The 11245-nt window shown below is 63.3% G+C and carries 14 protein-coding genes; 12 read left to right on the forward strand and 2 right to left on the reverse strand.

What is annotated here, in order from left to right; genetic code table 11:
* Positions 1-306: 306 nt before the first annotated feature.
* Positions 307-1668 (forward strand): exodeoxyribonuclease VII large subunit, encoded by a 1362-nt coding sequence (gene xseA / locus I73_RS29765; RefSeq protein ID WP_040501297.1) that lies wholly within the window; start codon positions 307-309, stop codon positions 1666-1668.
* Between the two features lie 88 nt (positions 1669-1756).
* Positions 1757-2341, forward strand: coding sequence for a superoxide dismutase (locus I73_RS21795; RefSeq protein ID WP_026097054.1), 585 nt, complete (start codon positions 1757-1759; stop codon positions 2339-2341).
* Between the two features lie 78 nt (positions 2342-2419).
* Here the strand turns inward: I73_RS21795 and I73_RS21800 are convergent, their stop codons facing one another.
* The gene (locus tag I73_RS21800; protein WP_374701973.1) at positions 2420-2911 is read right to left on the reverse strand and encodes a DUF192 domain-containing protein; all 492 of its coding nucleotides are present in this window, start codon (positions 2909-2911) and stop codon (positions 2420-2422) included.
* Positions 2912-2965: 54 nt separating this feature from the next.
* Between I73_RS21800 and I73_RS34230 the strand changes: the two genes are divergently transcribed.
* The 10 genes from I73_RS34230 (at position 2966) to I73_RS29775 (ending at position 10922) form a co-directional block, all read left to right on the forward strand.
* Positions 2966-4201, forward strand: a complete 1236-nt coding sequence (locus I73_RS34230; protein ID WP_051049322.1) for a cation-translocating P-type ATPase — start codon at positions 2966-2968, stop codon at positions 4199-4201.
* Complete coding sequence (locus I73_RS34235) at positions 4126-5253, forward strand: cation-translocating P-type ATPase (protein WP_234409578.1); 1128 nt, start codon at positions 4126-4128, stop codon at positions 5251-5253. The genes I73_RS34230 and I73_RS34235 overlap by 76 nt, the downstream gene beginning before the upstream one ends.
* A gap of 39 nt (positions 5254-5292) precedes the next feature.
* A complete protein-coding gene (ccoS, locus tag I73_RS21810) occupies positions 5293-5496 on the forward strand; it encodes a cbb3-type cytochrome oxidase assembly protein CcoS (RefSeq protein WP_022982560.1) in 204 nt (67 codons plus the stop codon).
* 32 nt (positions 5497-5528) lie between these two features.
* On the forward strand, positions 5529-6974 hold the full coding sequence (ccoN, locus tag I73_RS21815) for a cytochrome-c oxidase, cbb3-type subunit I (protein ID WP_022982561.1): 1446 nt from the start codon (positions 5529-5531) through the stop codon (positions 6972-6974).
* Between the two features lie 19 nt (positions 6975-6993).
* Entirely contained in the window at positions 6994-7614 is a 621-nt protein-coding gene (gene ccoO, locus I73_RS21820) for a cytochrome-c oxidase, cbb3-type subunit II (RefSeq protein WP_022982562.1), read from the forward strand.
* Positions 7615-7632: 18 nt separating this feature from the next.
* Positions 7633-7806 carry a CcoQ/FixQ family Cbb3-type cytochrome c oxidase assembly chaperone gene (locus I73_RS21825; RefSeq protein ID WP_022982563.1) on the forward strand — a complete coding sequence of 58 codons (174 nt, stop codon included), beginning with the start codon at positions 7633-7635 and terminating at the stop codon, positions 7804-7806.
* 44 nt (positions 7807-7850) lie between these two features.
* On the forward strand, positions 7851-8768 hold the full coding sequence (ccoP, locus tag I73_RS21830; RefSeq protein ID WP_022982564.1) for a cytochrome-c oxidase, cbb3-type subunit III: 918 nt from the start codon (positions 7851-7853) through the stop codon (positions 8766-8768).
* 14 nt (positions 8769-8782) lie between these two features.
* Positions 8783-10255, forward strand: a complete 1473-nt coding sequence (ccoG, locus tag I73_RS21835; protein ID WP_026097057.1) for a cytochrome c oxidase accessory protein CcoG — start codon at positions 8783-8785, stop codon at positions 10253-10255.
* 22 nt (positions 10256-10277) lie between these two features.
* Positions 10278-10559: a hypothetical protein gene (locus tag I73_RS21840; protein ID WP_040501300.1), complete on the forward strand. Its 282-nt coding sequence runs from the start codon at positions 10278-10280 to the stop codon at positions 10557-10559.
* Between the two features lie 81 nt (positions 10560-10640).
* Positions 10641-10922 carry a hypothetical protein gene (locus I73_RS29775; RefSeq protein ID WP_085944631.1) on the forward strand — a complete coding sequence of 94 codons (282 nt, stop codon included), beginning with the start codon at positions 10641-10643 and terminating at the stop codon, positions 10920-10922.
* Between the two features lie 51 nt (positions 10923-10973).
* On the opposite strand, the gene I73_RS21850 is transcribed toward I73_RS29775, so the two are convergent.
* A partial coding sequence (locus I73_RS21850; protein ID WP_040501302.1) for a helix-turn-helix domain-containing protein occupies positions 10974-11245 on the reverse strand: 272 nt, incomplete at its 5' end.

Here is an 11245-nt window from a genome sequence, read left to right on the forward strand (position 1 = left end):
AGGGGCCCTGCGAACAGTGCCCGCGATTATGGACTGAAGCGCAGCCTGCTCATGTCGCACTGAGGCGAGTGCGCGACGGCTTGTGTCCCGAGGCGGGTGATCCACAGTTCCTGTGGATAACTTTGTGGGCAAACCCGATGAATCAGGGGTCGGGCCTCGATATCTCAAGGGATTTCTTAGTTTGCCCCAAAAGTTGGCGGCAAAAAATCTTTCTAAATCAATTGCTTGTGACGAAAACGCGTTTGCTGAACCGCGGCGCCCATGCAGAGCCCGGCGGATCCGGTCGGGTGGATATCTGCCTGCGGCATGGCCTTCAAGGGAGTGCATGTGCCGCGCTGGGATGATTCGCCTCCCGCCGTTCAGCGTCCGGCCGCCTGGACCGTGGCGGCGCTTCTGCTGGCCGTGGCCGATGCCCTTGCGGCCAGGTTCGGATCGGTCACGGTCCGTGGCGAGCTGTCAGGCTTCACCCGGGCGGCCAGCGGCCACTGCTACTTTGCATTGAAGGACGGTGCGGGGGGCGGTGCGTCGCTGCGCTGTGTCATGTTCCGTCGGCAGGCGGGACTGCTGCAAAGCCTGCCCAGGGATGGTCAGCAGGTGGAAGTCCGCGGGCGCCTGTCACTCTACGAACCCCGGGGTGAACTGCAGCTGGTGGTGGAGTCGCTGCAGTCCGTGGGGGCCGGTCGCCTGTACGAAGAGTTCCTGCGCCTGAAGGCGCGCCTGGAGCAGGCGGGTTGGTTCGACCCCGCGCGCAAGCGAGCTCTGCCTGCCCACCCGCGGGTGATCGGTGTCATCACGTCCGCCAGCGGTGCCGTGTGGCACGATGTGGTGACCACCTTGCGGCGCCGGGCACCGCATGTGAAGGTGATTCTCTATCCCTCGCTGGTGCAGGGCAGTGAGGCGCCCGCTTCGCTCAGGGCGGCGCTGGCCCAGGCCAATGCCCGCGCGGAGGTGGACGTGGTTCTGCTGTGCCGCGGTGGCGGGAGCCTGGAGGACCTGTGGGCGTTCAACGACGAGCAGTTGGTCATGGCCGTTGCCCAGTCGGCCATCCCGGTGGTCAGTGGGGTGGGCCATGAGACCGACATCAGCCTGACCGACTGGGCGGCGGACCTGAGGGCACCAACCCCCACGGCGGCCGCTGAGCTGGTGTCGCCGGCGCGGGACGAACTGCTGCAGATGCTGGACATCCAGGCGCAGGGGCTGGCCCGCCGGGTCCACCAGCGCCTGGATGAAGCCACCCAGCGACTGGATCTGGCAAGCCTGCGCCTGCGAGACCCCCGGCGGATCCTGCAATCCCAGGGCGAGCGCCTGCGTCTCTCCGAGCAGCGATGGCGGGGCGCTCTGCGCGCAGAGGCCCAGCGTCTGGGGCGCCAGTTCATGGATCGGCAGCAGCGCTGGCAACGGCTGGTGGAGCGCGCGCGGCTGGCGGCATTGCATGAACTCGGCCTGCGGGAAGCCCGGCTGCGGGCGGTGGATCCTCGGGATGTGCTGTCGCGCGGCTATGCCTGGATCGAGGGAGATGACGGGCGGCCGATCATCTCGGCGGCCTCACTGGCGGTGGGGCAGGGGGTTCGTGCCGTCTGGGCCGATGGCTCGGCCCAGGCCACGGTCACGGCGGTGGAGGTGGCCTCATCGCCAGTGGCGGTTCCTCCCACGCGCGCACGGGGTTGATCGGCCGTGCCTACAATGAATTCGGATTCTGTTGACCCCGGATTCGGCGGGTCACGCGCCTGTTGAACCATCCTCGAAAGGAAATTGCATGGAACACACTCTGCCGCCGCTGCCGTTCGGCCTGGATGACCTGACGCCTCACATGAGCCGGGAAACCCTGGAATACCACTACGGCAAGCATCACAACGCCTACGTCGTGAACCTCAACAATCTGGTGGGGGGCACCGAGTTCGCCGGGCTGCCGCTGGAAGACGTGGTCAAGAAGTCGGCCGGCCCGGTTTACAACAACGCCGCCCAGATCTGGAATCACACCTTCTTCTGGAACTGCCTGAAGAAGAACGGTGGCGGTGAGCCCTCCGGCGCCCTGGCTGCGGCGATCAACGCCAAGTGGGGTTCTTATGCGGCCTTCAAGGAAGCATTCACCAAGAGCGCCGTGGGCAATTTCGGTTCGGGCTGGACCTGGCTGGTGAAGAAGGCCGATGGTTCGGTGGACATCGTCAACATGGGCGCGGCCGGCACCCCGCTGACCACCGGCGACAAGCCGCTGCTGACGATCGATGTGTGGGAGCATGCCTACTACATCGACTACCGCAACCTGCGTCCCAAGTTCGTGGAGACCTTCCTGAACAATCTGGTGAACTGGTCGTTCGCGGAAGCGAATTTCGCGGCCTGATCCGCTGGGCAACGCCAAAACAAAAGGGCCGGCTTTTGCCGGCCCTTTTTGCTTTCTGCGGGGAGTGCTGAAGGCGAATCAGTTGTTCTTGAAGACTGTGCCGGCGAGATGTGCGCCGGCCTTCAACCCCCGTTTGGCGAACCAGCCCTGGTTCATTTCGAGGACAAAACGCACCGGCTTGCGCGAGCAGTGCGAGTTCTCGGTCTGGGGGGCCATGTCCTCGATGTTCACGATCGTGCCGTCTTCGGCAATGAAGGCGGCCGAGAGGGGAATCAAGGTGTTCTTCATCCAGAAGCACTGGGTGGCAGGCTCCTCGAAGACAAACAGCATTCCCTCGTGGGGCGCCATGGTCTTGCGGAACATCAGACCGATCTCCCGCTCCTGAGGGCTGCGAGCCACCTGGGCCACGATGTTGTACATGCCGGCTGACAAGGTCAGGGTCGGCAGGGTCTGCGCCTCCTGGGCATCCGTGACGCTGGGGAAAACCCCGAGCAAGCCCAGCATGGCGCTCCAGGCGATGAGATTACGCTTGATCAATGTCATTTCCGATGTGTTCGTTGGCCCTAACATGCTGAAACGCTGCTGCCCCTCAGGCGGCTGACATTGGATTGTGTCTCCGTCCCCATGAATGCCGTTGTCGCCCCATCCCGCACGGAATCCCTGCACACCAGCGACCTGGACGTTCTGGACGATCCGATCGAGCAGCAGCGATTCACGCGCTGGACCGAAGAGGCCGATGGGCAACGCCGCGCCGAATCCGCATTCCAGCTGAGCGGAATGTACTGCGCGGCGTGTGCCGGCATCATTGAGGCGGCGTTGAGCGGCTTGCCGGGCGTGGAGGAGGCCAGTGTCAACTCGGCATCCCGCCGGGCCATGGTCCGCTGGGACCCCGCCCGGACATCGCCTTCCGCGATGGTGCGGGCCATCCGGGGCGCCGGCTATGACGCCGTGCCGGACGCCGCAGCCTCGGCGCGCGAGTTGCGGCGCAAGGAGCGCCGCCAGGCCCTCTGGCGCGTCTTCGTGGCGAGCTTTTGCGCCATGCAGGTGATGATGTTCGCCACGCCAAGCTATGTGGCGCATGGTGGTGAGTTGCCACTCGACCTGCGTCAGTTGCTCAACTGGGCCAGCTGGCTGGTCTCCATTCCGGTGATGGCTTTCTCGGCCGGCCCGTTCTTCAAAGGGGCCTGGGCCAGTCTTCGCACTCGGCGGATCGGCATGGACATTCCCGTGGCCCTGGGCTTGTTGGTCACGTTTGTGGCCAGCTCGGGGGCAACGTTCGACCCGCAGGGGCCGTTTGGCCATGAGGTCTATTTCGACTCCCTGACCATGTTCGTCAGCTTCCTGCTGGCGGGCCGCTTCCTGGAAATGTCGGCCCGGCACCGTGCCGCCGAGTCCCTGGAAGACACGCTGTCGCGCATGCCGGAGACGGCCCTCCGTCTGGTGGGCGACGGTGAGGCGGTCGAGACCGTGAGCGTGCTGCGTCTGGCACGTGGGGACCGGGTGAGGGTGCCTGTGGGGGCCGCCTTTCCTGCCGATGGCCGCCTGGAACAGGGCTGCACCCAGGCCGACGAGTCTCTGCTCACGGGGGAGTCCCGTCCAGTTGACAAGCGGGCGGGGGATGAGGTCGTGGCCGGCAGCCTGAACCTCTCCGTGCCTGTGACGATGCGGGTCGAGCGGGTGGGGGCGGACACGCGCCACGAGGCCATCGTGGCGATGATGCGGGATGCGATGAGCCAGCGTCCGGCGCTGGCGCGCTGGGCGGACGCCTGGGCGGGGCCTTTTCTTTGGACGGTGCTGATACTGGCCTTGGGTTCTGGGCTGGTCTGGTTCTGGATGATCCCTCCCGGCGCGTGTGGGTAATGGTGTCGGTGCTGATCGTCACCTGTCCTTGCCCGCTGTCGCTGGGTGCGCCATCGGCCCTGGTGGCGGCCGCCGGGGCCTTGGCCCGCAGGGGGGTGATGGTCCAACGCCTGGATGCCTGGAGGGCGCTGGCTTCCATGAATCGGCTTTACACGGACAAGACCGGCACGCTGACCGAGGAGCGTCCGCAGTGGGCACGCACCACCCTTCTGGCCGACGGGCAGGGCGAGGAGCGCGAGCTCACCCGGCTGGCCGCCTCGCTGGCCAGTTGGTCGACCCACCCGCTGTCGCAGGCACTGGTGTCGGCGGAACCCTCCGGCACCCGCGCGGTTTGGCGTCGTGTGGCGGAGCAAGCCGGGGCCGGCCTGGAAGGGACCGATGAACGGGGCGATCTCTGGCGACTCGGGGCCCTGAGCTGGGTCCAAGGCGAGGTGCCCGTCCCGTCTTCGGATTCCGCATCTCAGGTCGACGCCCCCTGTGTCTATTTCGGTCGGCCCGGGCATGCGCTGGTCCGCTTCGAGTTCGACGAGCAACTCCGGCCGGGGGTGCCTGCGGCGCTGGCGGCGCTGCAGGCCGACGGTGTGCAGGTTGGTCTGCTCTCCGGAGACGTGAGCGCGCGGGCGCAGAAGATTGCCGAGCAGTTGGGTATTCGTGAGGTTCACGGTGATGCCACGCCCGGTGTGAAGCGTGACGTCTTGGCCGCTGCCCAGGCCGGTGGCGCCATCGTGGGGATGGTGGGCGATGGAATCAACGATGCGCCGGTCCTGGCGCGCGCCAACGTGTCCTTCGCCATGGGGCAGGGGGCCTTGGTGTCCCGTGCAAATGCCGATGCCGTCATCGTGTCGAACCGGTTCGAGGATCTCTTGCTGTCCCGCCGGCTGGCGCGTCAGGCCATGCGGGTGGTGCGCCAGAACCTGGTGTGGGCGGCGCTCTACAACGCGGCCTGTATTCCGCTGGCCATGCTGGGCTACCTGCCGCCCTGGGGGGCTGGCCTGGGCATGGCCTTGAGCTCGCTCCTGGTGGTGGGCAATTCCTGGCGTATCGGGCGCTGAGCGTCGTCCGATGCACCGTGCTTGTTTGCAAACGATCCGATGGACATCCTCTACCTCCTGATACCCCTCTCCGCCGTGCTGGTGCTCGTGATCATCGGCGTGTTCGGCTGGGCTCTGCACCGGGGGCAGTTCGATGACCTGGAACGCGAAGGTGAGCGGATCCTGCAACAGGACGCGACCGTCGTTGATGACGATCAAGCGCCCCGTCAGGGTGTTCAAAAACAATCCAACCCGTCTCAGTGAGTCAAGAGTCTCGATAAGAAGGAGGCCTTCCGATGGCAAATAGTTCCGCGCCGGCGCAACCGGCATACACAGACGCCGTGGTGAGGGGTTTTGCCCTCGTCGCGGTGTTGTACGGCATCGTAGGGATGCTGGTAGGGGTGATCGTCGCGTCCCAGTTGGCGTGGCCTGAGCTCATCAACGGCATCCCCTGGTTGACCTATGGTCGCCTGCGGCCGCTGCACACGAATGCTGTGATCTTTGCATTTGGCGGCTCGGTGCTTTTTGCCACCAGCTATCACGTGGTCCAGCGCACCTGCCAGACCGCTCTGTTCCTGCCCAAGCTGGCCTGGTTCACCTTCATCGGCTGGAACCTGATCGTGCTGTCGGCGGTGGTGACCCTGCCGCTGGGCATGACCAGCGGCAAGGAGTACGCCGAACTCGAGTGGCCGATCGACATCGCCATCGCCATCGTGTGGGTGGCCTATGCGGTCGTGTTCTTCGGCACCATCGGCATCCGCAAGGTGCGCCACATCTATGTGGCCAACTGGTTCTTCGGCGCCTTCATCATCGCCGTGGCCTTGCTGCACATCGTCAACAGCGCCGAGGTGCCGGTGTCCCTGTGGCCGATGAAGTCCTACTCGGCCTATGCCGGTGTTCAGGATGCGATGGTCCAGTGGTGGTACGGCCACAATGCGGTGGGCTTCTTCCTGACCGCGGGCTTCCTGGGGATCATGTACTACTACATCCCCAAGCAGGCTGAGCGTCCGGTGTACTCGTATCGCCTGTCGATCGTGCACTTCTGGGCCCTGATCTTCACCTACATGTGGGCGGGTCCCCACCACCTGCACTACACAGCGCTGCCCGACTGGGCCCAGTCCGTGGGCATGATCTTCTCTCTGGTCCTGCTGGCTCCCTCCTGGGGCGGCATGATCAACGGCATCATGACCCTGTCGGGTGCCTGGCATAAGCTGCGCGATGACCCGATCCTGAAGTTCCTGATCGTGTCCCTGTCGTTCTACGGCATGTCGACCTTCGAAGGTCCGATGATGTCGATCAAGACGGTGAATGCGCTGTCGCACTACACCGACTGGACTGTCGGCCACGTGCACTCTGGCGCCCTGGGCTGGGTGGGCATGGTGTCCATTGGTGCCCTGTACCACCTGATCCCCCGCATGTTCGGCCGCAAGAGCATGTACAGCACCCGTGCGATCGAGCTGCACTTCTGGATCGCCACCATCGGCATCGTGCTCTACATCGCCGCGATGTGGATTGCCGGTGTGATGCAAGGTCTGATGTGGCGTGCAGTGAACCCGGACGGCACGCTGGTCTACAGCTTTGTTGAGTCGGTCAAGGCCACCTATCCGTTCTACGTGATTCGTGTGTGCGGCGGCCTGCTGTACCTGACGGGCATGCTGATCATGGCCTGGAACACGATCATGACTGTCGCCAATGGCCGTGCCGTGCCGACGCCGATTCCGGCGGTGGCCGCTCACGCCTGAGTTTCAAGGAGAACAACACATGGCGAGCCAACACAAGCCATCTGGTCACGAGAAGATCGAGACCAGTAACTTCCTGATGATTGTCCTGATCCTGATCGCCGTGGCGTTCGGTGGTCTGGTCGAGATCGTCCCCCTGTTCTTCCAGCACTCCACCACTCAGCCGGTGCCAGGCCTCAAGCCCTACACCCCGCTGCAGCTGGCGGGTCGGGATGTCTACATCCGCGAGGGCTGCTACAACTGCCACTCCCAGATGATCCGCCCCTTCCGTGCGGAAACTCTGCGCTACGGTCCGTACTCGGTCGCAGGTGAGTTCGTCTATGACCACCCCTTCCAGTGGGGCAGCAAGCGCACGGGTCCCGACCTGCAGCGCGTGGGCGGTCGCTACAGCGACGAATGGCACCGTGTTCACCTGAACAACCCGCGGGATGTGGTGCCGGAGTCCAACATGCCTTCCTTCCCTTGGCTGAAGGACAACACCCTCAACCCCGCCGACATCGGCCCGAAGATGAGTGCACTGCGCAAGGTGGGCGTTCCCTACACGGATGCCGAGATCGCCGCTGCTGGTGATGAGGTGAAGGGCAAGACCGAGCTGGATGCCCTGGTGGCCTACCTGCAGGTTCTGGGCACCGCCCGCAAGTGATGACAAGGAGCCGAGAGCATGTCGATTGATCTGAACTCGCTGCGCAGCATCGTGACCGTGGTGTCCCTGCTGCTGTTCATCGGGCTGATGGTGTGGACCTGGAGTCGGCGGCGTCGATCCGCCTTCGACGAAGCGGCCCAACTGCCATTCCTGGATGACGACACGCCTGGCTCGACGTCCACCCACAAATGATGTGCGAGGGGTCGGGCTGCCCGACCCCGCCACTGGAGAATGGAATGAGTGACTTTTTCAACATCGGATGGTCCGTCTACATCGCGGCCATCGTGATTGGGGGTCTCGTCTTCTGCCTGGCGCTGTTGATTGTCGCCAGCCGCCGGAAGGTGATGGCTGACGACAACAGCACGGGCCACGTCTGGGACGAGGACCTCAAGGAAATGAACAACCCGCTGCCTCGCTGGTGGATGGGATTGTTCGTGATCACGGTGGCTTTCGCTGCGATCTACCTGGCACTCTACCCTGGCCTGGGTGCAAACAAGGGCACGCTGCAATGGTCTGCCGTGGGGCAGCTTCAGGCGGAGAATGAGAAGGCCCGTGTTGCCATGGCCCCGGTGTATGCCAGCTTCGCGAACCTTGCGGCGGCTGATTTGGCCAAGAACCCGCAAGCCATGGCCATCGGAGAGCGTCTCTTCGTCAACAACTGCGCGCAATGCCACGGCGCAGATGCCAAGGGCAGCAAGGGCTTTCCCAATCTGACGGACCAGGACTGGTTGGGGGGCGACGGTAGCCCCGAGTACATCGAGAAGACCATCATCAATGGCCGTCAGGGTGTGATGCCCGTGATGGCGCCAGCGGTGGGGTCGCCTGAAGATGTGCGCAATGTGGCCAACTATGTGCTGAGCCTTTCGGGCAGCCCCCACAATGCTGTGGCGGCCCAACTGGGCAAGCCGAAGTTCGTGGTCTGCGCGGCTTGCCATGGCCCAGAGGGCAAGGGCAATCCGGTCATTGGTGCTCCCAATCTCACCGACAAGATCTGGCTGCATGGCTGGGGTGAGCAAGCTGTGATGGACATGGTCAACCATGGCAAGACCAATGTGATGCCACCGCAGGGGCAGCGCTTCACGCCCGAGCAGATCAAGGTGCTTGCGGCCTATGTCTGGAATTTGTCTCAGAACACGAAGGTCGCCGCTCAGTGAGTTAGAGTGAAGGCATGAGCGATACCACCACCCCTATTTCGTCTTCTCCTGTTGGTCAACCGCCAGAGTCTGGCAAAGACACTGTGGCGGAGGTGGTATCGCTTTACCAGAAGTCTCGGAAAATCTATGCCCGCAGCGTCACGGGGTGGTTCGCCACCTGGCGCTGGGGTTTGGTCTGGTTCACCCAGATTTTGTTTTACGGTTTGCCCTGGTTGAGCTGGAATGACCGTCAGGCCATCTTGTTTGACCTGGGCGCCCGCAGGTTTTATATCTTCGGGATGGTTCTTTACCCGCAGGATTTCATCTACCTGACGGGGCTTTTGATCGTCTCCGCCTACAGCCTGTTCCTTTTCACGGCAGTGGCGGGGCGTCTCTGGTGTGGGTATGCCTGTCCTCAGACGGTCTACACCGAGATCTACATGTGGTTCGAACAAAAGTTCGAAGGTGATCGTGCTCAGCGCATGCGCCTGGACCAGGGGCCCTGGACCATGGAGCGCCTGCTGCGTCGCAGTGGCAAGCAGATCGCCTGGGTCCTCTTCGGCCTGTGGACAGGTTTCACCTTTGTCGGCTACTTCACGCCGATCCGGGTGTTGGGGCAAGAGGCGCTGACGTTGAGCTTCGGGCCCTGGGAGTGGTTCTGGGTCCTGTTCTACGGTTTCGCCACCTACGGCAATGCCGGCTACATGCGCGAGCAGGTCTGCAAGTACATGTGCCCTTATGCCCGGTTCCAGAGCGTGATGTTCGACCGGGATACCCTGATCATCAGTTACGACAGCGAGCGTGGCGAGCCCCGTGGCTCGCGTTCGAAGAAGGCGGATCTCGCCAAGCTGGGCCTGGGATCGTGTGTCGATTGCGGATTGTGCGTTCAGGTGTGCCCCACCGGCATCGACATCCGAAAGGGTTTGCAGTATGAGTGCATTGGTTGTGCAGCCTGCATTGATGTCTGCAACGGCATCATGGACAAGATGGGGTATCAGCGGGGCTTGATCCGCTACGCCACCGAAAATGGTCTGGAAAACCATCTGGACCGTGGCTCGATGATGCGACGCATTTTCCGGCCGCGGGTCCTGATCTACACGGTGATTCTGCTGGCCATCGTGTCGGCATTTGCGCTGAGTGTTTATCTGCGCAATCCTTTCCGCGTGGATGTGGTTCGGGATCGGGCTTCACTGGCACGAATCGTGGACGACGGGCGTGTCGAAAATGTCTACCGAATCCAGATCATGAACTCGGCCGAAGAAGAACAGAAGTACCGGTTGAGTGTGCGTGGTCTGCCCGGGATCATGATCGATGGCCCGACGTCGTTCGAGCTCGATCCCGCAGAGGCCCGCTGGATCACGGTGAGCGCACAGATTCCCTTCGAAGCCGCCCAGCAGGTCGGCACGGGCATGCACAGCATCCAGTTTGATGTCGAGCGCTTGGCGCACGACGAGAAGACCCATTCCGTTCAGGTGGAAGAGAAGTCCACTTTCATGGTGCCGCGCTGAGCGGCACGCGAGGAACTCAGACATGTCGGCATCCGAAGTTTCCCCTGTTGTCACCCTGACGTCTCAGGCACACGATTCTCCCAAGCCCTGGTGGCGGCATCCGATGGTGTGGCTGGTGATCTCCGGCCCCCTCACGGTGGTGATCGCCAGCATCATTTCTGCCGTGGTGGCTGTTCGGGGAGCCGATCCTGTGCTGCTGAAGGACGAGTCAGGTGGTGCGTCCGAGGTTCATGATGGGATGGATAGCATGACGCCTGCGCTGGCCGCGCGCAATCATGCGGCGACGCCCAAGCAGGATCGCTGAACAGAACTCTCAGGGGGGCGGGCTTGCCCCCGTGTCATGGCCGCCAGATGTCCTTCAACTTTGTTGAGAAGGAGCATTGCCGTGTCCGAATCCGCTCGCGTTTGTTCCGTCAGGGTGCTGTGCATCCTCTGGCCCGCGTTTCTGATGGCGGGGGTCGCTGAGGGCTTGGTGTTCGTGGTCGTCGATCCAGGGGAGCTTCACTGGTTTGGCGCTGACAGGATCGACTGGAGCCTGTCCACCATCTACTCCGCGACATTCCTCATCTTCTGGGGAATCATCTCCATCGCGGGGGCATTGACTCAGTTGCTGAGTTTGCCGCAAGGTGGTGACCCGGATCACAAGGACGCCGCTCATCCCGCATGAAAACGCCAGCCCGCTGCCCACAGGCGGGAAGCGGGTGATGGCGTGTGGCGCTCAGCAGTGAGCGCCGTTGATCAGCTGCTGCAAGCCATCCTGATCGATGATCCGGATGTGGCGTTGCTTCACTTCGAGCAGCCCGTCATCCTGGAACTTGGAGAAGGTGCGGCTGACGGTCTCGAGCTTGAGCCCGAGATAGCTGCCAATTTCCTCTCGCGTCATGCGAAGGATCAGCGATGACGCCGAGAAGCCCCGGGCCTGAAGTCTCTGGGTCAGGTTCATCAGGAATGCGGCCAGCCGCTCTTCGGCTCGCATGTGCCCAGCAGCAG

Source organism: Ideonella sp. B508-1 (assembly GCF_000333615.1).
Lineage (GTDB): Bacteria > Pseudomonadota > Gammaproteobacteria > Burkholderiales > Burkholderiaceae_C > Ideonella.